Source organism: Moorena sp. SIO3A2 (genome assembly GCF_010672265.1).
GTDB classification, from domain to species: domain Bacteria; phylum Cyanobacteriota; class Cyanobacteriia; order Cyanobacteriales; family Coleofasciculaceae; genus Moorena; species Moorena producens.
The window spans coordinates 33,728-56,241 of record NZ_JAAHHC010000040.1 but is presented as its reverse complement, the minus strand read 5'-3'; the positions used below and the strand labels follow the sequence as shown (position 1 = coordinate 56,241).

Genomic DNA, 22,514 nt, shown 5'->3' with positions numbered 1-22,514 from the left:
TGATAGCTGATAGCTGATAGCTGATAGCTGATAGCTGATAGCTGATAGCTGATAGCTGATAGCTGATAGCTGATAGCTGATAGCTGATAGCTGATAGCTGATAGCTGATAGCTGATAGCTGATAGCTAATAGCTGAATGCTTACGTTATTTTTTAACGTTTCTTGATCCAGATCAATTTAGAAAAAGAACCAGGAGTTGGGTCTGAGTTTTCGATTTAGGAGCAGTTTATTAAATTTTGTTAAGCACTATTGGCTTAAATCCACTAACATAGAACAGAATTAGAGAAAATGGCTAATTAGAGAAATTCAGAAAGTATCATGAAATACGGAATTGATATTGGTCACAACTTGCCCGCTGATACAGGAGCTCAAGGTATCAGAGTAGAAGATGAAATGACTAGGGACGTCGGAACGAGAGTAATTTCAAAATTGAGAGACTTGGGACATCAGGTAGTTGAATGCAAGCCTAAAAGTGCGAGTACTTTAGGCAGCTCGCTGCGGCAACGGTGCAATATTGCCAATGCTAATCGAGTTGATCAGTTTGTTTCAATTCATTTTAATGGGTTTAATGGCCAAGCTAATGGAACAGAAGTATTTGCGATTAGTAATACTGCCAAAAAAATTGCCCAGCCAGTTTTAGAAAAAATAGTCGAGTTGGGTTACTTCAATAGAAAGGTTAAAAATGGCTCTCATTTATATGTCCTCCGATATACCAATATGCCAGCAATTCTGATCGAAAGCTGCTTTTGTGATTCCCAAAAAGATATGGCACTCTACGATCCAGAAGCATTGGCTAATGCAATTGTTAAAGGATTAACTGGAGAAGAGCCACCAACTACTAAATCTTCCTCCGAAGATAATGTTCTAGAATTACAAAAAGCTCTCAATCGCTTAAAAATTAAAAGTCCTGCTGGTAAGCCATTAGTAGAAAATGGCTCCCTTGATCAGGCGACTATAGCAGCAATAAAAACATTTCAAGCTATTGTAGGAATTAACCAAACTGGAATTGGTGACTCGACCACATGGAAGACTATTAATCAGATTCTTGAGCAACCCATACTTAGACCTAATCATGCTGGAGGTACCACAGTAAAATATCTCCAACGTCGGGTGGGAACTCAGGCAGATGGTATTTTTGGTTCAGGCACCGCAAGTGCTGTGATCAGATTTCAGAAACAACAAGGTTTAACGGCTGATGGTATTGTTGGAGCACAAACTTGGAGTCAATTGATTGACTAGCAAGGCTTTGAGGGACGTTTAGCATTGAACAGGTGCGACCCGTGGCGAATTTAATTCGCTTACGGAAAGCGCACCTCAAGCAGTTGCCTCACGTCTCACCGTCTCACCCGATCGGGAAGTGTGAGATTAATGGGGGATAGGAATTATATTATAATAATTATATTACCTCAAGATAATACCAATATTACTCGTTATTAGTATAGTTTTCCGTTAATAGGATAAGATAGTCTAATGCTCCATATAATCGGGACAATTTATCAATCGTAAAATTCTCGATATTTTGAGTAAAAATGTCCCTTTGTAATCGTCCAAACTGCCATAAATTACCATCAGTAACTATGCCATAAACAGGACGTTGAACATCTTGATTGATTTTTTGGGAAGCTACCAACTCGGCAAGGCATTGCCCCCAACCTTGTTGAAAATCATTTTTCTTTGCTTCGATAAGCGATGCAGCGCGGTCTTGGGGGTTTCCCCCATGAGCGACTGCATCAAGAATAATAAGCAGTGGCTTTTCTAAAACCGTTTTCCCTAATTCCGATTTTGTCGAAAATATATAGTCAGGAGTCCCTGATAGAACTTGGTCATAGAAGATGCTTTTTTGAATCCAGAAAGAATAGATTTTATAGTATTTTTTATAGAGTTCTCGCAACAATGGTGAAATGATAATTTCACTCCGGGAGGCTTCCGAGCTGAATACATCTATTGTTTCTTTATAAAACTCTAGGTCTTTCAAGAAAATTTCGGGTGGGTCAGTGTCTTGAGAAACGATAAAAGTTCCCTCTTCGTATTTAATTTGATAGTGTTTCTGTACATCAGCTATAGTTTTAAAGTCACTGAATGCCATAGTTAATCAGTCTCCTGATTGCGTCTAATTATATTTTAGAGACCAAACTATTTCGTTTTGAGATTGGAACAGATGTGCGGCTTAGCTAAGAGACTGTTGATAAAGAAAATTATAAAGTATATCTTAGAGGATATCTGAAAAGTTTTTTGATACTGAATTTTGCCCCCCTAGCCCCCCAACTTTGGGGGGAACAAGAGTCAATTTGCTTCTAAAAGTCCCCCAAAATTGGGGGACCAACGGGGGCTTGGATGTAGCAAATGAGACTTCTCAGACAACCTCTTAAGACGGCGATTATTCGCTGACTGTCATAGCACTTACGAAGTATAAAGTGCGATCGCTCTTAACGGTCAATAATAAGTATAAATACTTACCAATTACCGAAAATCAAGATTTGACTACAATTTAACCGTAAGCATTCACCAGTCAGCAGTCAGCTTATGCGCGTAGCCCATAGGCTGACCGCTGATAGCTGACTGGTTATAACTGGTAAATTATAACTGATAACTGATAGCTGATAACTGATAGCTGATAGCTAATAGCTTACAAATTAACTTATGAAAAAATCGATATTCAAAGAAAACCGCAAGTATACATTTAGTGACTATTTTGCGATGACCAATCCCACTGAGGAAATTGTTGGTGAGTTTGGTTACTCCTTTGGCATTGAATTAATTGACCTGCCTAAGTCTAGCAACTATGACCTAGATATCATTCAACAGCTCAACCATACTTACTACACCATTATTCCTAAAATCAGCCTTACCTCGGAAATTGCTAAACGGGAATTTCTGATTGCCCCACTAATCCTAGAAATTGCAAAGCTGCTCCCAGTTAAAGTCAATGTTGAGTATCCCCTAGACATTAACGATCAGCTAGGGGGAGCGCTAGACTACTTATTAAAAACTAGCCAAAATCTGATTATTATAGAAGCAAAAAAGAAAGATATTGATAGTGGCTTCAACCAGTTAGCAGCCGAACTAATTGCTTTAGATAAGTACGAAGATAGCGAATCTATTGAAATTATTTATGGTGCTGTGACTCTGGGGGATATTTGGAAATTTGGAACCCTTGATAGGAAACGGAAGCACATTGCCAAAACTATTCAAAGTCAGACTATTCCTAGAGATACAGAAGAAATATTCTCCATTTTGATTGGAATACTGAGCTTAAAACCAGACCAGACTTCAAATAAGCGGTAACCTATAATCTATAACCTGCAACCTATGGTCAATCGGGAGTAACGGATAATGATTATTGTCATTGACAACTACGACAGCTTTACCTACAACTTAGTCCAATACCTAGGAGAATTGGGTACCCAATTACCTGTGGGATCAGAGATTCAGGTCTATCGCAATGATAAAATTGATATACAGAAAATCCGCGACCTCAACCCAGATGGGGTCGTGATTTCTCCAGGGCCAGGACGCCCTGAAGATGCTGGGATATCAAGTGCTATCTACAGCAATTTGGGGTCAACTCTACCCATTCTAGGGGTTTGCTTGGGTCATCAAGCCTTGGGTCAGGTATTTGGCGGGAAAATTGTTTCGGCACCAGTATTGATGCATGGCAAAACCTCAGAAATTCATCACACTGGGGTTGGGGTTTTTCGGGGATTACCCAATCCTTTCATAGCGACTCGATACCATAGCTTAGTGATTGACCGTAGCTGCTGTCCTGATGTCTTGGAAATTACGGCTTGGGTAGATGATGGCACAATTATGGGAGTTAGACATCGGAACTATCCCCAGCTCGAAGGCGTCCAATTTCATCCAGAGAGTATTTTGACCTCTTCTGGTAAGCAACTTCTAAAAAACTTCTTAGAATCGCTGCCAGCATCTGCTACTCTCTCTATATCTCCCTGAAAATAAACTTGTTTCCAACAAACCATGAAACGGCGACAGTTGATGCGCTATGTCAGTGCGGGTGTACTCACAACTCTTTCAACCGGCTTAGCTTCTGGACTCAGTTCTTACCAAGCACAGCCATCACGCAATGTATTGACAGTAAAGTGGCTTGGTCATACCTGCTTTTTATTTACTGGGGGTGGTGTGCGAGTTTTAGTCAACCCATTCCAAACCATTGGGTGTACCGCTAAATACAACTCACCAAAAGTAGAGGCAGATTTAGTCCTAATCAGTAGCCTACTACTAGATGAAGGAGCAGCGGAAGGCATACCGGGCAGTCCCCGGCTCCTCTTTGAACCGGGTATTTTTCAAGCAAATGGGCTAAAATTCGAGGGAATTAGTATTCCTCACGACCGAGTCGGTGGACGTCGCTTTGGTAATAATGTTGCTTGGAAATGGACTCAAAACGGTATCAATATTCTACATCTGGGAGGAGCAGCAGCCCCTCTAGATATTGAGCAGAAAATTCTGATCGGGCGTCCTGATTTAGCGTTAATTCCAGTGGGAGGGGGACCGAAAGCCTACAACCCTCAAGAAGCTAAACAGGCATTTGATTTCCTTAAGGCAAAGATAATGATTCCTACTCATTTCCGAACCAAGGCGGCTGATGCCGAACAGTGTGATATTTTACCAGTGGAGGAGTTCTTAACATTGATGAAGGACACACCCATACGCCGTGCCAAAAACGATACCATTAGGATTAGCTCAGGGGATTTATCCCAGGATGGGTCAGTGATTCAACTAATGAGTTACAACTACAACTTCTAAATGCCCTTGCCTAGCCCCTTACCCAGACTGCAACCGCCTTTCTGGACTGGTGGAGTGGCGCTTGTAGCCATGATTTTCTGGATTGAAACCCTACGGCAGTTTGGGTTTATTGTTCCAACTCCGTTTATACTTCTTATCTTTGCTGTTGCCCTAACTGCCAGTATCGACGGATTACTTGCTGGAGTTACCAGTGCCACAGTATGGGCAATTTACCTGATCTATGCCTCTGCTGTTCACTTTGGTCCACCGAGTTTAACCGGGGGTTCAGTAGAGGTCAGTTTGGGGATTCTAGTGGTGGTCTTACTGGCTGTGCGGCTCGGCTGGATCAAAGACCAGAACCAGAAGCTGATCAAAAAGTTGCGACAAGCCAGCCTTGAGCTAGAACGACGGATTGAACAACGCACTGCTGAACTCTTAACTGCTAATTCTAGACTAGCCAAGGAGATTCGCGGACGCATTCTGGCTCAAGAGGCACTCGGAAAAAACGAATTGGCATTACAGTTAAGCCACAATCGACTCGAAAGTATCGAAAGTATTTTGAGTTCCCTAGAGGATGTGGTTTGGTCCGTGCGCCCCCAAACTTCCAAACTGCTTTACCTCAACTCCGCTGTTGACAATCTTTATGGTTATAGCATATCCGATTTTTTAGCTAACTCAAATATTTGGCTAGAGGTAATCCACCCAGAAGACCGAGAACGAGTTCAGCAGAAGCGAAATTTTATCAACAATAAATCATTGCCGTTGTCACCCCAATCACTCCTGGCAATTGACGGTATTGACTTAGAATATCGCATCGTGCGCTCTGATGGGCAGGTGCGCTGGATTCGTGATCACGTCCAAATTCACACCGATGCCCATGGTATCCCCATACGCATTGATGGTATTGTCACTGACATTACCAAAGCCAAGCAAGTCGAGAAAGCTTTGGGAGAGAGTCAGCGAAAATTCCAAGCCATCTTTGACCAGACCAGCCAATTTACTTGGCTGCTGCAACCAGATGGTACCTTGCTCGAAGCCAACCAAACCGCCCTTGACTTTAGCGGATTAACTCCGTCAGAGATTGTGGGTAAGCCCTTCTGGCAAATCCAATGGTGGACAAAGTCTACTCAAATCGAAAATCCTTTAAAAAATGCGATCGCGAGAGCAGCCACCGGTGAGTTTGTCCGTTATCAAGGGTCGGTGCTAGGGTTACAGGGTCAAGTGCTCACGATGGAGTTTTCCGTGAAACCGTTGCGGGATGAGAACGGAAATATAGTGTTGTTAATCCTAGAAGGTCGAGATATTAGCGATCGCATCAGAGCAGAAGCAGCAACTCTAGAGGCCCAAAACAAGGACATACTGCTTAAAGAGATTCACCATCGGGTCAAGAACAATTTACAAATTGTCTCAGGAATCCTTTACCTCCAATCTCGATATATAGATGATGAAAGTATCCTGGAGATCATCTGTGAAAGCCGCAACCGTCTCCAAGTCATGGCCTTAATCCATGAGAAATTGTATGGCTCTAAGAACCTGAGCCAGCTTGACTTCGAAGATTATATTCAATCTCTGACTAAGGACTTATTAAGATCTTACACCTGTAGTAATCATCCCCCTAGGATTAAGGTTAATTTTGTTAAGAAATTTCTGGACATCGACAGGGCCATTCCCTGTGGTTTAATTATTAATGAATTAGTCTCCAATGCCCTCAAACACGCTTTTCCAGAAGTAGATGGCGGTGAAATTATTGTTGACTTTAAGTGCCGTGAGGATAACTATTTTGAACTGATGGTCAGTGACAATGGTCTTGGCATCCGAGAAGGTATAGATTTAGCAAACCCCAAGACCCTAGGGCTACGCTTAGTCCATACCCTAGCCACTAAGCAACTCAAAGGTGAGCTTGAGTTAGATACAAGTCATGGTGTTATGTTTAAAATTAAATTTTCATAAAGTTTAAACAAGTTTAAACAAGCTTAAAGCATTAGGAAATTTTTCAAGACCCACCCTCGAATTGTGATATAGAACTATCAGGTTGTGAGGCAGTTAACTAACTGGCAGCACAGAACCAAAGCAAAAATTATTAAGTAGGGAGAACACACTGGCTTGCTTCAAAGTTAAGACAAGGGACAACCCAAGGTAACTTAAAAAGCAATTCCATAACTAGGAAATGTCACAAATAAACATCTTAGTGGTTGAAGATGAAGCGATCACAGCTGAAGTTATTGCTGAACAGCTCATACAGTTGGGATACACAGTAACCGATAGCGTCACCTCTGGTACGGGCGCTATCAGCAGCACTGCCAATAACCAGCCTGATTTAGTCCTGATGGATATTACCTTAGATCCAAACGATATAGATGGCATAACTGCTGCTCAGCGCATCCGAGAGCAATTCCAGATTCCAGTAGTCTATTTGACAGCCCACTCTGATGAGAGTACCATAGCCCGAGCTAAGAGGACAGCACCGTTCGGGTATCTGATCAAACCATTTAACGAACGGGAATTGCGGGTAGCGATTGAAACGGCCCTCTATAGGCACCAGCTGGAAAAAGAGTTAGTCAAACAGCAGGATCTGCTAGCCACAATACTCAGCTCCACTAATGATGCTGTGATCGCTACCAATGAAACAGGAGCAATCACCTACATGAACCCAGCAGCTGCAACCCTCACTGGCTGGACAGTAGCAGAAGCTTCTGGGCAAAGCATTACAGATGTGATTCAAATTGTAGACGAACTCACTGATACCCCACTCCAGAACCCAGTCATGGAAGTGCTTCAGGAAGAAAGGGTCATTTTTGTGGATCAGGGCATAGGTTTGATTGCCAAAGACGGTAGCAAGATCTCCGTGGGAGATAGTGCTTCCCCGATTACAGAAGAAGATGGTACCATCAAGGGTGTAGTTCTTGTGCTGTGGAATATCAGGGAACAGCAACAACCAGAATTATTGGCAGTAGAAAGATCAAAATTGCCAGCCAAAGCTGCCGCTAGCCGACAAGCTGAAGCTCAAGTGGGTCAAATATTGTCTGCAGTACAAGAACTAGGGGAACTGAAATCTGACCTAATCGCTAGGATTTCCCATGAGTTTCGCACTCCCCTATCGATTATCCTAACTGCTGCTGAAGTCCTGCAAAAATACGGTTCCAAGTTGTCACCGCACAAAAAAGAAAGAAACTTGTATCGGATTCAATCATCAGTGATGCGAATGACTCGAATTATGGAGGATGTTCTGACCTTAAGCAAGGCTGAATCCGGTGAACTCCAGCTCAACTGTGTGCCCGTAGATGTGGTTGAATTCTGCCGCAGTTTAGTCGAAGAGCAGCAAATCATTGTGGGAAAGCGCTATACTATTGAGTTATTTGCTCAGGATTACCCTGGCCTAGTTGAGCTGGATGAACAAATCCTACGGCAAATTTTGAGCAATTTGCTGACCTTAGCAACTCATTACTCCTTGAAGGGTAGTATGATTGCTTTGGAAATTTTTTGTGAAGATAACCAAATTGTGTTCCAGGTAAAAGACCAAGGCAGTGGGATTGTGCCCGAAGGTCAGGGACAATTATTTGAAGCGTTCTTCCGAGCTAGTAATATTGGTTCTATGTATTCTTCAGGAATGGGGCTAGGCATGATCCGCAAGTTTGTGGATTTGCATCGTGGTCAAATTACCTTAACTAGTCAAGTCGGAGTTGGTACAACCTATACGGTAAAATTGCCATTAACCAGTTCTATATAGGTGGGCTTGGGCTAAAAAGAAATATAGCAAACAACTAACCAATAACTAAGGATGATTCCACAAACCGAATATAAAGAGCGTCGTGAACAGTTGATGAGTAAGATTGGCAACGGGACCGCAATCTTTCGGAGCGCCCCGGTTGCCATTATGCATAATACTGTGGAATACAATTTCCGACAGGATAGCGATTTTTTTTACTTGACCGGTTTCAATGAACCAGAAGCAGTAATTGTACTAGCGCCCCATCACGAAGAACACCGATTTGTCCTGTTTGTGCAACCGAAAGAACCAGAGAAAGAAGTCTGGACAGGCTATCGGACAGGTGTGGAAGCAGCAAAAGAACAATTTGGAGCGGATGAGACCTATCCGATTACTGAGTTGAATGAGAAGTTACCTCAGTATTTAAAAAAGGCCGATCGAATTTATTACCACTTGGGACGGGATAAACCTTTCAATGATACCATCCTGAAACACTGGCAAAGGTTGATGGGACTTTATCCCAAAAACGGAACCGGACCGATGGCTCTCGAATCGACTAACTTAATTCTCTATGGGATGCGCCGGGTTAAGAGTACTACGGAATTGAAGTTGATGCGTCAAGCTATAGAAATCTCTGTGGACGCCCATAACCATGCTAGAGCATTTACTCAACCTGGACGTTATGAATATGAAGTGCAGGCAGAGCTAGAACATGATTTTCGGCGACGAGGTGCCATCGGACCGGCTTACCCGAGCATAGTAGCATCTGGGGCCAATAGCTGCGTCCTACACTATACCGAGAACAATCGACAGATGCAAGACGGGGATTTACTACTGATTGATGCTGGTTGTTCTTATGGGTATTATAACGCTGATATTACTCGGACATTTCCAGTGGGTGGTAAGTTTACCCCAGAGCAGAAAATTCTGTATGAGCTGGTCTTGAAGGCACAGTTGAATGCGATCGCACAAGTTAAACCAGGGAATCCCTTTAATCAGTTTCATGACACGGCTGTGAAAATCCTGGTGGAAGGGTTAATCGATTTGGGACTCCTGGCCGGTGATAGTGAGGAAATTATTAAAGAGAAGAAATATAAACATCTATATATGCACCGCACCGGTCACTGGCTGGGATTGGATGTCCATGACAGTGGAGGGTACAAACAGGGGGAGAACTGGCATATTTTTCAGCCCGGTAATGTAGTAACAGTAGAACCAGGACTTTATATTGGTCCTGATACTGAGCCTTTGGAAGGTCAGCCAGCTATTGATCAGCGCTGGCGCGGGATTGGGATTCGGATTGAGGATGATGTGTTAGTGACTGAGTCAGGGAATGAAGTCTTGACTGCTGGTGTGCCCAAATCCGTAGAGGAGCTAGAGACTTAAGCGATTACAAGCTTTTTCATTCCCGATTCCCGATTCCCGATTCCCGATTCCCGATTCCCTGTTCCCGATTCCCGATTCCCGATTCCCGATTCCCGATTCCCGATTCCCGATTCCCGATTCCCTGGGTGCAGCGCTATAGCTACCATTTTAAAAAACAATGGACAATGTGAATGATTCTTTATCTCGGCAAGAGTCAAAGTTTCAGCAACTACAGCACCAATTACGCGATCGCTGGCAGAGTAGTGATCAATTTGACCAAGACGACCACGATATTCTGGTAGTACCTTCTGTCAGTGTTGACCAACGGGAACTGCTGAAAGTTGAGGGTTTTTTCCACTACGAAGAACGGTTATTATTTTCCCTAATTCGTCTGCGCAACCCTTACACACGGTTAATTTATGTTACCGCTGTGCCGTTGCCACCGATTGTGATTGATTACTACTTGCAGCTTCTGCCAGGAATTCCCTTTTCCCATGCACGCGATCGCTTACTGCTGTTTTCCACCTATGATGCTTCCCTCAAGCCACTTAGCCAAAAGATTCTAGAACGTCCCCGCTTGATGAAGCGGATTCGTCAAGCCTTACGTCCAGGAAAGTCTTACATGTCTTGTTACAACTCTACTAATCTAGAGCGCGAGATATCCTTAAAATTGAACTTACCCCTACTTGCCCCAGACCCAGATTTGCTTTATTGGGGTACCAAGAGCGGTAGTCGGCAAATTTTTGCTGACAGTGGTGTCCCCCATCCCGACGGCAGTGAGTTAGTCTGGACCGTTGATGATTTAGTCGAAGCAACAGCGCAGTTATGGCACAGGCAACCGCAACTGAACAAGATTGTGATTAAACTCAACGAAGGGTTTTCTGGGGAGGGCAATGCTATCTTGGACTTGAAACCACTATCGGAGGTAGGTCCGGGAAATGTTTCCCATACTCAAACAGTAGCGGCTTTGAAAGAAAAGATCGTAAATTTGAGATTTCAAGCTAGTGGGGAAACCTGGGAGAGTTATAGCAGTCGGATACCGCAGTTAGGGGCAATTGCCGAAGCCTTTATTGACGGAGAAAAAAAGCGATCGCCTAGCGTTCAGGCTTATATTACCCCCCATGGCGAGGTCAAGATTCTCTCGACTCACGATCAAATTCTCGGCGGACCAGACGGTCAGATTTATTTAGGTTGTCGATTTCCCGCTGATCCAGGTTATCGCCTACAATTGCAAGATTTGGGACTACGAGTCGGTCAGACCTTAGCGAAAAAAGGAGCAATAGAGCGTTACGGTGTAGATTTTGTTGCGGTTCATCAGCCCGATCGGGATACCTGGGACTTACAAGCCATTGAAATCAACCTGCGCAAAGGCGGTACAACCCATCCCTTTATGACCCTGAAATTCATGACCAATGGTCGCTATGACCTCTCCACTGGTCTTTTTTGCTCTCAAGAGGGTCAACCAAAGCACTATATTGCCACGGACAATTTACAAAAAGATAGTTACAAAGGGTTAATGCCCAATGACTTGATGGATATTATTGCCTACCATCAACTCCATTTTGATAGCAGCACCAAAACTGGCACTGTATTTCACTTAATAGGCACACTCTCTGAATTTGGCAAACTAGGGTTAACTAGCATTGGAGATTCTCCCCAACAAGCAGAAGAAATATATAACCAGGTTGTGAGGGTACTGGATCTAGAAACTAAATCTGACCAGGATGCCAATATCCCAGTTTCCCATCCCAGTATTCCGATTGCTTGGAATAGATAGTAAAGGGAATAGTAGAATTAAGAATGTAGAATTAAAAATGTAGAATTTAGAATTAAAAATTGAGAATGGAGAAGTTTAGGGACTTGCATGTAAAAAAAATACCAATTAAAGTAGGGTGGGCAAAGTTCTCTTATCTAGAAGACTCATTTGAACCAAAATATTTTTGCCCACCCTACAAGCTAAAATCTGGTATTTTATTTTTTGGCTACTCCCCTAGGTGCTAACTTAGCAATTATGACAGACAAACTTCAACATGTTATATTTTTTTAATTCTTAATTCTGAATTATTAATTCTACATTCTCAATTCTTAATTCAAAATATCTTTGCCGTATGGGTTAGTGGATCAAACTCAAATCGCTGGTCGTAGTTGGTTTCTCCATAAATATTAAAGGTAATTGTTGGTTCATCTCCCATTGCTTCCACACTATGGATTGCATCAGAGGTAAAACTAATAATATCTCCAGGGAATAAGATTTTTTCCCCAACTTGTTCGATGCGATCGCGAAAGTCTGGGTCATCAGTACGCCGCCAAAAGGTGTTTTTTTCTTGCCCACTGATCACCGCTACTACTCCCCATGTACCATGGTTGTGAATCGGAGAAACTTTTCCAGGTAGCCAGACTACATTTTGGACAGTTAAGGGATAATTGATTTCATCATAAATCATTTGCACCGACCAGCCTGGGTCAGGGTTAGGTTCAAGATATTCACCCTGTAGCCAGTAGGAACTAGTGAGTAAACGACGTACCAAGGGACGAATGACTTGGAGCAGTTGGCGCTCATCGTTAATCTGATCGAGACTATCCTCTAGGTCAGTCAGAAACCGATAGAGTCGATAGGGTTTGGTTGACCATTCCCAGTCACTAGGTATTTCACAAGCTTCACAGTTGCCTTGATTCGTCACTAACCAATCACTACTTTCCATACAGTTTACCTAAGCGAGGTTTTCGAGAGATATTTTGTAAGCATTTAGCTATCAGCTATCAGGTTTTAGGTTTTAGGTTTCAGGTTTTAGGTTTCAGCTCTCAGCTCTCAGCTCTCAGCTCTCAGCTCTCAGCTCTCAGCTCTCAGCTCTCAGCTTATGCACATAAGCTGACGATGTTTTTAAGTTACATTTCAATTTACATTTGAATTTACGAAAAAAAGCAATCACAAAATTACCCTTGCTTCAGGAGACAGGGCTGTTTTAAAGTCTGACTGAAATTTGACTGCTGGGAAAGCAGCTAAATCGCTACTAGTCATTTCTCAGCTCTTCCTCAGTCATCTCTCAGGTTTCATTCAGTTTCAAGCAATTCATTTTAAGCCATTTCAATTATTACTCATGTACAATGCAGATAAAAATTAACCTTCATTACAGCAAAGGAGGGAATTGCCATGAAGATTAAGTATTTTGCTACTATCGCTGCTGCCTCAATTGTCACTCTAGGACTGGTAACATCCTGTGGTGGTGGTCCCGCAACCAATACTGCTCCTGGTGAGAGTACTACAGAGCAAGGCAATCCTTGTGCGGGTAAAAAGAATCCTTGTGCGGGTAAAAAGAATCCTTGTGCTGGCAAAAAGAATCCTTGTGCAAGTAAAAAGAATCCTTGTGCCGGTAAATAAGCTTCCTTAACCATTTCCACGGATGATCACTTGCAGGTAGTATGCCCAGGGCATACTACCTGGGCATACTACCTGGGCATACTAGCAGATTACTTAATTGCTGCCTCGCGCTATGTCTGTGCCAGCCGCCTTTCCCTTTACCTGTAGGGCTTCTATGGGATCTGATCATCATCAGTTTGATCATAAGTTTTACCGTTTGTAATATGACAGCTTGTCATATAATTGAACCGTTGACAGTCATGGTTCAATTTTTTTATGAAAAACATAGCATTGAAAAAGCTACTATCACTCCTGGTGGTAACGGTCTGTATCTTAACCTTTACCTATGGTTGCGGTGGCGCAACTACAGCTACTGTTCCTCCAGAAACCACACCTGCCCCAGCTGCTGAAGTTGCCCAAGAGGCCGAATCCCCAGCGGAAACCACTGAGGTGGCTGAAGAAGAACCCGCCCCAGCCGAAGCTACTGAGGTGGCTGAAGAAGAACCCGCCCCAGCCGAAGCTACTGAGGTGGCTGAAGAAGAACCCGCCCCAGCCGAAGCTACTGAGGTGGCTGAAGAAGAACCCACGACCGCTGAACCCACCGAGGTCGCTGAAGCACCTGAGCCTGCTGCTGCAGCTGGTCCAGAAACTCACACTGTAAAAATGGGTACAGACAGTGGGCAACTAAAATTTGAACCAAGTTCTCTTACCATCAAAGCGGGGGAAACTGTCAAGTGGGTGATGAACAACATTGGTCCTCATAATGTTGTTTTTGAGGACGCCCCATCTCTGACTCACAAAAACATGTTGATGGCTAAGGGTTCTTCCTATACATCTACCTTTGATGAGCCTGGTAAATACTCCTACTACTGTGCCCCCCACCGTGGTGCTGGCATGACAGGCGAAATCATTGTTGAAGCTGGATCATAGTAGCACTAGGACTAGGGCTGTTGATCGAGACTTCCAGCAATGTGAAAACCACACAGCTTTTGCTGTGTGGCTCCAATGGGCGTAACCTAATAGACGATCCAGTAACACCCGTCGGAAAATTAGTAGTTACTAGTTTTTGCTACTAACTACCAGAAGATTAACCATTCTAAGACTTAAGCGATCGCAAATCGTGGTAGTTTAGTTAACTTAAATCAAGACTTACCCAGCAACTATAACCCTAGGGTATGACGTAAGGGCGCACAGTGTGCGCCCTTACTGCGCTTCAAGTCAGGAATAAAGAAGTTTGACAGCTTGTCTTTTGACGGAAAGAAAAACATGATCTGACAATCCTGTATGGACTAGCCCACTTGTTTTTTTTAATCTCATGAGACAAATTGCATTGAAAAAGCTATTATCACTGGTTGTGGTAACGGTCTGTGTGTTGACCTTGACCTATGGTTGCGGTGGCGCAACTACAGCTACTGTTCCTCCAGAAACCACACCTGCCCCAACTGCTGCAGTTACCGAAACCGTGGAATCCCCAGCGGAACCCACTGAGGTGGCTGAGGAAGAAACTACTCCTGCTGAACCTACTGAGGTAGCAGAGGAAGAAACTACTCCTGCTGAACCTACTGAGGTAGCAGAGGAAGAAACTACTCCTGCTGAACCTACCGAAGTAGCAGAGGAAGAAACTACTCCTGCTGAAACTACTGAGGTAGCTGTAGCACCTGAGCCTGTTGCTCCCGCTGAACCAGAAGCAGTAGCAGAGGAAGAAACTACTCCTGCTGAACCTGTCGAAGTAGCTGCAGCCATAGATCCAGCAGCCCTAGCTAAATCAGCACAAGTCTTCGCAGGTAACTGTGCCAGTTGTCATGCGGGTGGCAAGAATTTAATCAATGCCCAAAAAACTCTGAAAAAGGATGCCCTTGAGAAGTATGGCATGTACTCTAAGGACAAGATCGTTTACCAGATCACCAATGGTAAGCCCCCCATGCCAGCCTTCAAAGGTCGCCTAAAACCGGATGTGATTACAGCCCTTGCTGATTATGTGTTGTATCAAGCTGACAATGGTTGGCAGTAGATTGATACAATCGGGTTTATAAACGATTTGTAAAAATCAATCAACCCAAAACATTTGTAGTTAAGGGATTCTGTCTAAGTAATAATTCACAACCTATTTAGAATTCCTAGATTACTAAAGGAATTGAAAGTTTAAGTTAGTGGTTAGTAGTTAGTTGTTGGTGGTAATTTCATTAGCAACTGGCTGCTGACCACTAATTATTTTTTATAGCGCTGCGGTATATAGCGGTTTTCAATTTTGTGAGGTACAGAGTTTCTGGTTTTAGGGAACAGGGAATAGGGAATAGGGAATAGGGAATAGGGAAGAGAGAAGAGGAAACAGGGCAAAAATTATGTGTACCTCATTAGGATGACAACCGCTATAATTTTATATTTTATTAAGTTTTATCGGTCACCAATTGTGATATTGGCCAGACAATTTGTGATAGAATAATAGACAAGTGTATCAAACCGGCTTCTAATCGAAACTCTCCTGTTTTGGTTTTCCTCCGCAAGTCTGATCCCGAAGCCAGGGTCAATGCATCTAAATTAATCACCAAAAATATTCTCAGTATCAATCCTCTCAGTATGAATATTGAGAGGATAAATCTTAGAGGCAGTAGAGATTGCAAAATCAGACTGGTTTCCCCTGCTATAGCAACTAATGACTATAGCCGTTCTCATAGTAATTAAGGTACACAATATTTTTCTCTATTCCCTACTCCCTACTCCCTACTCCCTATTCCCTATTCCCTATTCCCTTTAATAACTGCTATCAAATTAATGAAAGCTCAAGAAGTTATCAGAAAATATGCCCAAGGAGAAAGAGATTTCCGCAGGAAAAATCTCAGAGGTCAGTGTTTCCAAGGGATAGACCTTTCCGGGGCAGATTTTAGTGACGCTGATATTACAAGCGCAAACTTTAAGAATGCCATTCTAACCGGAACTAAGTTCTGTCATGTCAAGGCTGGATTAAAAAAACGGTGGGAAATTGTTCTGGTTTTTGTTTCATGGATAGCGTCAGGACTATCAGGAACTGCCTATCTATATAGTGGAGTGTTATTAGCATTACTATTTGAGTCTTTCAATAAATCTGAAATACTTATCTTTCTTGCTATAGCTATATTTATTTTATTTATTCTTATTCTTCCTCAAGAGATCACAACAACCTTCTGCCAAGCAACTAGTATCGTACTCGCAGCAGCATCTAGTGATGAATATTTGCTCTTTGCTTTGCCCTTCGCCTTTGTCTTAATCTTTGTGTCATTGCTGAATCAAGGAATGAACAGGAGTGGGGTGAGCAGCATGGCCACCGCCAAAGATCAGGAAGGGGAAAGAACCCGATTCCACACAACTCTTAAAATCATTCCATTATTAAGCAATACCTTGGCCTTGCCCTTGGCCTTGCCCTTGGCCTTGCCCTTGGCCTTGGCAGGAGCCTTGGCCGGACAGCTAGGGTTGAACGTAGCGTTAGGCTTTGTTGTAGTGGTCTACTGCGCAGCCATAGCCTTATCCGGAGCGGGAGCCTTGGCCGTAGCTTTAGGCGGAGTCTTCACCTTACTTGGTGCTTACCTGGGCTGGCGTGCTTTCAAAGGAAACCTCAAAGATAGCTGGATTCGCAATAAAGCGATCGCATTTGCTGCTACAGGAGGTACAAGTTTTTACAATGCTGACCTAACCGATGCTGCTTTTACCGGAGCTATCCTCAAAAGTACAGACTTAAGAAAGGCTAATCTCACTCGTACCTGTTGGCGAAATACGATTCAACTTGATCAAGCTAGACTCGACTGGACTATCTTAGCTAATCCGGCTGTTAGAGAATTATTAGTTACTGGTAATGGTGAAAATAAGTCTTATCGGAATTGTAATCTCAGAGGAGCTAATCTAAATTACGCTAATCTCAAAGAGGCTAATCTTAATCAAGCTACGTTGCGAGGCGCTAATTTAGAATGGGCTAATTTAGCTAAAGCTCACGCAACTGGTACTGATTTTACTGATGCTTATTTGACTGGAGCTTGTTTAAAAGCATGGTATATTGACTCAACAACTAGGTTAACTAATGTTGATTGTAAGTATGTCTTTTTTAATGTTGATTGTCAGCTTAAAAAGCTCGATAGCAAAGGGAACAGGGAGCAGGGAGCAGGGAACAGGGAACAGGGAGTAGCGATGCAGCGCGGTCTTGTGGGTTCCCCTCATGAGCGACTGCATCAAGACGGGAGTAGGGAGCAGGGAACAAACATTAATACAATTAATTTAGAATTGCTACATAACAAAAGTATTAATGCTTTTAATGTTATTCTGCATAATCGTATTAATCTAGAAGCATTTCGTCAAGCTTTTCAAGACCTAATGGCGGAAAATCATGAAATTACTGGTGATTCGATTCAAGCAGTTGAACATCAAGGTAATGATATTTTACTTACCTTAGTAGTTCCAGAAGCAACTGATAAAGGTAAGGTGGAAAAACAATTTTTAGAACGTTATCAAGCTAAGTTGGAAGCAGGGAAACAAGCTGCTCTTATAGAGGGTAAATTAGCAGCTGAAACTCCCCTGGTTGAGAATCTTAGTGAACTGATTAGATTTATTACCACTGGTTTTCCCAGTAAGCAGTCATCTAATCCGATTAAACAGTCATCCAATCCAATTAAAATTAAGTTCTGGTGGCCTAACAAAAAATAGTAGACTTCGCGGCAGTTGTCGGGAACAGGGAATCGGGAATCGGGAATCGGGAATCGGGAATCGGGAATAGTGGAAAAGCAGTTAACTTTAACAGGTTTACCCCATCTCCCCATCTCCCTATCTCCCCATCTCCCCACACTCCCGATTCCCCTGAGCACAAACCCCTAAGATTCAGATTCGTCTTGGTCTATTGGCAGACTGACATCAAAAAAAATCAAAAATTTCCCATCGGGCATCAACTGTTTCATAGCCTGAGAATAGCTTTTGGCATCGGAAAGATTGTCAAACCGAGCGAAAACTAGTGGTGGCATCGGTGGCAATAGCCGAATCATGACCCATCCGTATAGGCGTTGACTATAGCACATAATATAAGTTGTCTCCTGTAAATGGGGATCAAGAGCCAGCCCGACCCGCTTGAACATGTCCGGGCTGGCTCTTCCGTGGAATTTATTCTCCACACTTTTAGTTTACCACAAAAAATATTATATTATAGCATATTTTGAAAAAATTTGTAACAAACTTGTTAGGGAGTCCGGAATCGGGAGTGTGGGAGGTGTGGGAAGTGTGGGAGGTATGGTGATTGTGGGAGGTATGGCGATTGTGGGAGGTATAGGGCGGGGGCGCAGGGTGGGGCTATAATTTTAGATTATATTAAGTTTTGTTGGTCAGGATTTGTGATACCGTCTTGGTAGTCGTTAGTAACAAAATCTTAATCACCTATAGCGAACCGGTGTCTGATTGAAACTGCCCTCCTGCGGTTTTCCTTAGGGATTCTGACCGCAAAGGCATAGCAAACCCATCTTAATTAATAAGCAAAAATCCTCTATATCAAAGGCAACAGGGAGTAGGAAGTAGGGAGTAAAAATTATCACAATTGCTAAAGCGATTGCTATAAGTATCAATAGTTAGAGGATGAATCTTATATCCAGTAGGGATTTAAAAATAATACTGATTTATCCTGGTCTAGTAACTAATGACTATAGCCCTTATCATAGTAATTAAAATCTACAAGCAAGATTTATTCCCGACTCCCGACTCCCGACTCCCGACTCCCGACTCCCTAATTTATAGCTCACCCAATTAATAACTCCTATAAATGCTAATGAAAGCTCAAACAATTCTGGCAAGATATGCCCAAGGAGAAAGGGATTTCCGCAGGGAAAATCTCAGGGGTCAGTCATTCCAAGGGAGAGACCTCTCTGGAGCGGATTTTAGTAAAGCTGATATTAGAGGAGCTAACTTTAAGAATACTATTCTAACCGGAACTAAGTTCCGTCAGGCCAAGGCTGGATTACAAAGATCCTGGTCAATTGTTATTCTATTGGTTTCATCGATAGCGTTAATACTATCAGCAATTGTATCATTTTATGGTGGGTGTTATGCAGCATTCATCGTTAACGATGTCCAGGGAGCAAACCTAATCTTTGGCTGGATAGCGTTGGTGGCAATAATTGTTTTATTTGTTGTTATCCTTGGTCAAGGTATTCAAACAGTCCAAGGCTTAGTCGTAGGCTTGGTCTTTGCCTTTGCCGTAGCTGTTGCTGTCGCTGGAGCCTTTGGCTTAGCCTTCCCCTTCGCCCTAGCCTTTGCTTTAGGCTTACCCTTGGTCATAGCCCTAGCCGTAGCTACAACTGGAGCGGGATCGGGAGTCTTGGATGGTGTCTTAGTAGGAGTCTTAGGCTTGTTGGTAGCGGTAGGTGCAGCTGTAGCTGGAGTCTTTGCTGTACAGCAGTCAGCCTTGACCTTTTCCAGAACAGGAGCCTTGGGCTTCGAGGTCGCCTCTGCCATAGGTGGAACCTTAGCTTTCCTGTTGTCTTTACTTGGTTCTTACCTGGGCTGGGAAGCTCTCAACCAAGACCCTAAACATGCCTGGATTCGCACTATTGCGATCGCATTTGCAGCTACAGGGGGTACTAGTTTTTACAACGCTGACCTAACCGATGCTGACTTTACCGGAGCTACCCTCAAAAGTACAGATTTAAGAAAGGCTAATCTTACTGGTATTTGTTTGGATAATACTAGTGAACTTGACCTGGCTAGACGAGATCAAACGTAAGTATTCAGCCGTCAGCCGTCAGTGGTCAGCCGTCGGCGGTTAGCTGATAATAATCTTGACACTACTCCCCACACTTCCCTCTCTTTCCCTATCCCCTTGATATAGCGCTATAGTTTTTTATTTTTTAAGTGTTTTTGCTCAGGATTTTAAGTATTTTCCCTGAGAAATTGTCATGTAATCAATTAGGATTTGTGATACAATACCAATTTATTACATAGAATCAGTTTATAATCAATACTCTCTTCCTCCGGTTTTCCTTCGTCGGGAGTATAATCGCTAAGTCAGGGTTAATGCATCTAAATGAATAAGCAAAAATAATCTAAGGATAAATACTTAGATTATAAATCTAATATCCAGTAGGCGTTTCAACATCAGACTGGTTTACCCTGCTTTAATGACTAATGACTATCACTCAATGAAAGCTAATGAAGTTCTAACCAGATATAAGAATGGAGAAAGGGATTTCCGCAGGGTAAATCTCAGAGGTCAGTCATTTAAGGGGGAAAACCTTTTAGGGGCAGATTTTAGTGAAACTGATATTAGGGGAACAAACTTTAAGAAAGCTAATCTAACTAGAACTAAGTTTTGTAAGGCCAAAGCTGGATTACAAAAACGGTGGGTAACTGTTATTCTGTTGGTTTCATTGATAGTTTCAGGAGTATCAGGAATTGCCTCGCTACTTGCTGGGGGGGTAGTAGGGTTAATCTTTGATAACAACTTAGAAAACCAAGTGTTCGGTTGGATAGCCTTGATTATACTAATAATATTATATAGTGTTATCCTGCGTCAAGGGCTCGGAGCAGGAGTCGCCAGCGCCAGCGCCATTGCCAGCGCCTTCGCCATCGCCAGCGCCTTCCCCAGCGCCTTCGCCTTCATCTTCGCAAGATCCAGCGCCTTCGCCTTCGCCATCACCATAACCTTCGTCTTCGCCATCGCCAGGGTCAGCGCCCTCACATTTGCCATTGCTATCGCCAGCGCTATCGCCAGCGCCTTCGTCTTCCCCAGCGCCTTCCCCAGCGCCATTGCCAGCAACTTCAGCTTAACGGGACCCGTAGACATAGCCTTAGCCTTAGCCATAGCCATAGCCTTAGTATTACTTGGTGCTTACCTGGGCTGGCGTGCTCTAAAAGGAGACCCCCGAGATGCCTGGATTCACACTATCGCTATTGCCTTTGCTGCTACAGGAGGTACCAGTTTTTACAAAGCTGATTTAACTGATGCTGATTTTACGGGAGCTACGCTCAAAAGTACAGATTTAAGAGAGGCTACTCTAACTCGTACTTGTTGGCGAAATACTATTAAACTTGACCGAGCTAGACCAGGTAAAACTATCTTAGCTGATACTGTTGTCAGACAATTATTGGTTAGTGGTAATGGTTATAATACTAATTATAGTAATGCCAATCTTAGAGGGGCTAATTTAAAAGGAGCTAATTTAAATAAGGCTAATCTAAAACTAGCTGATATTAGCGAAGCCGCTTTAGAGGAGGCTAATTTAGAATGGACTAATTTAACTGAAGCTCAAGCAATTGGTACTGATTTTACTCATGCTTATTTTACCGGAGCTTGTTTAGAAGCGTGGAATATTGACTCAACAACTACCTTAACTAACGTTGATTGTCAGTATGTCTTTTTATTAGAGAATCCCAATTCTCAAGGAAGTCGAGAGCGTCATCCCCATGACCCTGACAGAGTTTTCCAACCAGGGGATTTTGAAAAGCTCTATAATAAGATTATGAATACGGTACAGATTCTGCTGCGCAATGGTGTTAATCAAGAAGCATTTCGTCAAGCCTTTCAAAAAATAATGGCGGAAAATCCTGCAATTACTAGTGATTCGATTCAAGCCATTGAGAAGAAAGGCAATGATGTTTTACTTACCTTGGAAGTTCCAGAAGCCACAGATAAAGGTAACTTTGAAAAACATTTTTTAGCAGTTTACGAAGCTAGGTTGGAAGCAGCAAAACAAACTGCTCTGCTAGAGGCGGAAAGAAGTCATAATCAGGATATGAAGGAATTTGTTAGAGCCGCTTTTACCAGCAATCAGTCATCCAATCCTATACTTAATTTTACAAATACAGCTAAAGCCAAGAGTGATATGTCAGATAATTCACGTAATTTTAATATAGATAATCTAGATATAGACCAAAGCCAAGCTAATAATCCTAATAATTTTAATGTTTTCAACGACAATGCTAGACAAGTTAACACGAATAATTTCAGATCAGAGCAAAAACAAAGCTTAGCCGAAGCAGCAGCAGAAATCCAGCAACTCCTCAACCAACTATCCCAGACTAATCCCACTACAACCAACAAAGATAAGATGATAGTTGTAGGTGAAGTTATTGACCAAATTGAGACTAACCCAACCTTAAAAGCTAAGGTAATCAATGCCCTGAAAGCAGGAGGAGTAGAAGCCTTCAAGGAAGCTATAGACCATCCTTTGGTTAACATTTTGATGGCTACAATCGACGGATGGACATAAGTTTAGTCAGCTATCAGCTTTCAGTCTTCAGCTATCAGCTATCAGCTTTCAGTAATCAGCTTTCAGCTTTCAGTTTTCAGCTATCAGCTATCAGCTATCAGTTAAAGGCTGACGGCTGACGGCTGACGGCTGACGG

Annotated in this window: 20 protein-coding genes; 15 read left to right on the top strand and 5 right to left on the bottom strand. The window is 42.8% G+C overall.

The features are described 5' to 3' along the window. The first annotated feature begins 318 nt into the window (after window positions 1-318). Window positions 319-1,239, top strand: coding sequence for an N-acetylmuramoyl-L-alanine amidase (locus F6K64_RS29550; protein WP_008181337.1), 921 nt, complete (start codon window positions 319-321; stop codon window positions 1,237-1,239). Window positions 1,240-1,423: 184 nt separating this feature from the next. Here the strand turns inward: F6K64_RS29550 and F6K64_RS29545 are convergent, their stop codons facing one another. Then, window positions 1,424-2,086: a hypothetical protein gene (locus F6K64_RS29545; RefSeq protein ID WP_008181339.1), complete on the bottom strand. Its 663-nt coding sequence runs from the start codon at window positions 2,084-2,086 to the stop codon at window positions 1,424-1,426. Window positions 2,087-2,640: 554 nt separating this feature from the next. On the opposite strand from F6K64_RS29545, the gene F6K64_RS29540 reads away from it, so the two are divergent. The 6 genes from F6K64_RS29540 to F6K64_RS29515 all read left to right on the top strand — a co-directional run bounded on the left by F6K64_RS29540 (window position 2,641) and on the right by F6K64_RS29515 (window position 9,832). After that, the gene (locus tag F6K64_RS29540; RefSeq protein ID WP_008181341.1) at window positions 2,641-3,285 is read left to right on the top strand and encodes a hypothetical protein; all 645 of its coding nucleotides are present in this window, start codon (window positions 2,641-2,643) and stop codon (window positions 3,283-3,285) included. A gap of 48 nt (window positions 3,286-3,333) precedes the next feature. Further along, window positions 3,334-3,951: an anthranilate synthase component II gene (locus tag F6K64_RS29535; protein WP_008181343.1), complete on the top strand. Its 618-nt coding sequence runs from the start codon at window positions 3,334-3,336 to the stop codon at window positions 3,949-3,951. A 24-nt stretch (window positions 3,952-3,975) separates the two neighbouring features. Then, on the top strand, window positions 3,976-4,761 hold the full coding sequence (locus F6K64_RS29530) for an MBL fold metallo-hydrolase (RefSeq protein WP_008181344.1): 786 nt from the start codon (window positions 3,976-3,978) through the stop codon (window positions 4,759-4,761). Further along, window positions 4,762-6,690 carry a sensor histidine kinase gene (locus F6K64_RS29525; protein WP_287267216.1) on the top strand — a complete coding sequence of 643 codons (1,929 nt, stop codon included), beginning with the start codon at window positions 4,762-4,764 and terminating at the stop codon, window positions 6,688-6,690. 217 nt (window positions 6,691-6,907) lie between these two features. After that, window positions 6,908-8,467, top strand: a complete 1,560-nt coding sequence (locus F6K64_RS29520; protein ID WP_287267215.1) for a hybrid sensor histidine kinase/response regulator — start codon at window positions 6,908-6,910, stop codon at window positions 8,465-8,467. Window positions 8,468-8,518: 51 nt separating this feature from the next. After that, window positions 8,519-9,832, top strand: coding sequence for an aminopeptidase P N-terminal domain-containing protein (locus tag F6K64_RS29515; RefSeq protein ID WP_287267213.1), 1,314 nt, complete (start codon window positions 8,519-8,521; stop codon window positions 9,830-9,832). Here the strand turns inward: F6K64_RS29515 and F6K64_RS29510 are convergent. Next, window positions 9,829-9,978: a hypothetical protein gene (locus tag F6K64_RS29510; RefSeq protein ID WP_287250859.1), complete on the bottom strand. Its 150-nt coding sequence runs from the start codon at window positions 9,976-9,978 to the stop codon at window positions 9,829-9,831. The genes F6K64_RS29515 and F6K64_RS29510 overlap by 4 nt on opposite strands. An 11-nt stretch (window positions 9,979-9,989) precedes the next feature. Here F6K64_RS29510 and F6K64_RS29505 point away from each other — a divergent pair, with 11 nt between their 5' ends. Continuing rightward, window positions 9,990-11,588, top strand: a complete 1,599-nt coding sequence (locus F6K64_RS29505; protein ID WP_287267210.1) for a peptide ligase PGM1-related protein — start codon at window positions 9,990-9,992, stop codon at window positions 11,586-11,588. 313 nt (window positions 11,589-11,901) lie between these two features. Here the strand turns inward: F6K64_RS29505 and F6K64_RS29500 are convergent, their stop codons facing one another. Then, window positions 11,902-12,513 (bottom strand): cysteine dioxygenase family protein, encoded by a 612-nt coding sequence (locus F6K64_RS29500; protein WP_287267209.1) that lies wholly within the window; start codon window positions 12,511-12,513, stop codon window positions 11,902-11,904. A gap of 449 nt (window positions 12,514-12,962) precedes the next feature. On the opposite strand from F6K64_RS29500, the gene F6K64_RS29495 reads away from it, so the two are divergent. From F6K64_RS29495 to F6K64_RS29480, 4 genes are all read left to right on the top strand, one after another. Next, complete coding sequence (locus F6K64_RS29495) at window positions 12,963-13,190, top strand: hypothetical protein (RefSeq protein WP_071103663.1); 228 nt, start codon at window positions 12,963-12,965, stop codon at window positions 13,188-13,190. 546 nt (window positions 13,191-13,736) lie between these two features. Beyond that, the gene (petE, locus tag F6K64_RS39170) at window positions 13,737-14,099 is read left to right on the top strand and encodes a plastocyanin (RefSeq protein WP_044492486.1); all 363 of its coding nucleotides are present in this window, start codon (window positions 13,737-13,739) and stop codon (window positions 14,097-14,099) included. Window positions 14,100-14,910: 811 nt separating this feature from the next. Beyond that, the gene (locus F6K64_RS39165; RefSeq protein ID WP_502708083.1) at window positions 14,911-15,180 is read left to right on the top strand and encodes a c-type cytochrome; all 270 of its coding nucleotides are present in this window, start codon (window positions 14,911-14,913) and stop codon (window positions 15,178-15,180) included. Between the two features lie 761 nt (window positions 15,181-15,941). Continuing rightward, window positions 15,942-17,837, top strand: coding sequence for a pentapeptide repeat-containing protein (locus tag F6K64_RS29480; RefSeq protein WP_287267206.1), 1,896 nt, complete (start codon window positions 15,942-15,944; stop codon window positions 17,835-17,837). On the opposite strand, the gene F6K64_RS29475 is transcribed toward F6K64_RS29480, so the two are convergent. Then, on the bottom strand, window positions 17,824-17,976 hold the full coding sequence (locus F6K64_RS29475) for a hypothetical protein (RefSeq protein WP_229419883.1): 153 nt from the start codon (window positions 17,974-17,976) through the stop codon (window positions 17,824-17,826). The two genes, F6K64_RS29480 and F6K64_RS29475, sit on opposite strands and share 14 nt — an antisense overlap. A 25-nt stretch (window positions 17,977-18,001) precedes the next feature. Then, window positions 18,002-18,202 carry a hypothetical protein gene (locus F6K64_RS29470; RefSeq protein ID WP_287267204.1) on the bottom strand — a complete coding sequence of 67 codons (201 nt, stop codon included), beginning with the start codon at window positions 18,200-18,202 and terminating at the stop codon, window positions 18,002-18,004. A gap of 737 nt (window positions 18,203-18,939) precedes the next feature. Here F6K64_RS29470 and F6K64_RS29465 point away from each other — a divergent pair. The 3 genes from F6K64_RS29465 to F6K64_RS29455 all read left to right on the top strand — a co-directional run bounded on the left by F6K64_RS29465 (window position 18,940) and on the right by F6K64_RS29455 (window position 22,497). Then, entirely contained in the window at window positions 18,940-19,893 is a 954-nt protein-coding gene (locus tag F6K64_RS29465) for a pentapeptide repeat-containing protein (protein ID WP_287267201.1), read from the top strand. A gap of 415 nt (window positions 19,894-20,308) precedes the next feature. Continuing rightward, on the top strand, window positions 20,309-22,378 hold the full coding sequence (locus F6K64_RS29460; protein ID WP_044492490.1) for a pentapeptide repeat-containing protein: 2,070 nt from the start codon (window positions 20,309-20,311) through the stop codon (window positions 22,376-22,378). After that, a complete protein-coding gene (locus F6K64_RS29455) occupies window positions 22,369-22,497 on the top strand; it encodes a hypothetical protein (protein ID WP_008181364.1) in 129 nt (42 codons plus the stop codon). The genes F6K64_RS29460 and F6K64_RS29455 overlap by 10 nt, the downstream gene beginning before the upstream one ends. The last annotated feature ends 17 nt before the right edge of the window (window positions 22,498-22,514 follow it).

Excerpts from the sequence above, each read along its gene's own strand:
- F6K64_RS29550 (WP_008181337.1), top strand. The coding sequence starts at position 319 with ATGAAATACGGAATTGATATTGGTCACAACTTGCCCGCTGATACAGGA.
- F6K64_RS29545 (WP_008181339.1), bottom strand. The coding sequence starts at position 2,086 with ATGGCATTCAGTGACTTTAAAACTATAGCTGATGTACAGAAACACTAT.
- F6K64_RS29540 (WP_008181341.1), top strand. The coding sequence starts at position 2,641 with ATGAAAAAATCGATATTCAAAGAAAACCGCAAGTATACATTTAGTGAC.
- F6K64_RS29535 (WP_008181343.1), top strand. The coding sequence starts at position 3,334 with ATGATTATTGTCATTGACAACTACGACAGCTTTACCTACAACTTAGTC.
- F6K64_RS29530 (WP_008181344.1), top strand. The coding sequence starts at position 3,976 with ATGAAACGGCGACAGTTGATGCGCTATGTCAGTGCGGGTGTACTCACA.
- F6K64_RS29525 (WP_287267216.1), top strand. The coding sequence starts at position 4,762 with ATGCCCTTGCCTAGCCCCTTACCCAGACTGCAACCGCCTTTCTGGACT.
- F6K64_RS29520 (WP_287267215.1), top strand. The coding sequence starts at position 6,908 with ATGTCACAAATAAACATCTTAGTGGTTGAAGATGAAGCGATCACAGCT.
- F6K64_RS29515 (WP_287267213.1), top strand. The coding sequence starts at position 8,519 with ATGATTCCACAAACCGAATATAAAGAGCGTCGTGAACAGTTGATGAGT.
- F6K64_RS29510 (WP_287250859.1), bottom strand. The coding sequence starts at position 9,978 with ATGGTAGCTATAGCGCTGCACCCAGGGAATCGGGAATCGGGAATCGGG.
- F6K64_RS29505 (WP_287267210.1), top strand. The coding sequence starts at position 9,990 with ATGGACAATGTGAATGATTCTTTATCTCGGCAAGAGTCAAAGTTTCAG.
- F6K64_RS29500 (WP_287267209.1), bottom strand. The coding sequence starts at position 12,513 with ATGGAAAGTAGTGATTGGTTAGTGACGAATCAAGGCAACTGTGAAGCT.
- F6K64_RS29495 (WP_071103663.1), top strand. The coding sequence starts at position 12,963 with ATGAAGATTAAGTATTTTGCTACTATCGCTGCTGCCTCAATTGTCACT.
- F6K64_RS29480 (WP_287267206.1), top strand. The coding sequence starts at position 15,942 with ATGAAAGCTCAAGAAGTTATCAGAAAATATGCCCAAGGAGAAAGAGAT.
- F6K64_RS29470 (WP_287267204.1), bottom strand. The coding sequence starts at position 18,202 with ATGTGCTATAGTCAACGCCTATACGGATGGGTCATGATTCGGCTATTG.
- F6K64_RS29465 (WP_287267201.1), top strand. The coding sequence starts at position 18,940 with ATGAAAGCTCAAACAATTCTGGCAAGATATGCCCAAGGAGAAAGGGAT.
- F6K64_RS29460 (WP_044492490.1), top strand. The coding sequence starts at position 20,309 with ATGAAAGCTAATGAAGTTCTAACCAGATATAAGAATGGAGAAAGGGAT.
- F6K64_RS29455 (WP_008181364.1), top strand. The coding sequence starts at position 22,369 with ATGGACATAAGTTTAGTCAGCTATCAGCTTTCAGTCTTCAGCTATCAG.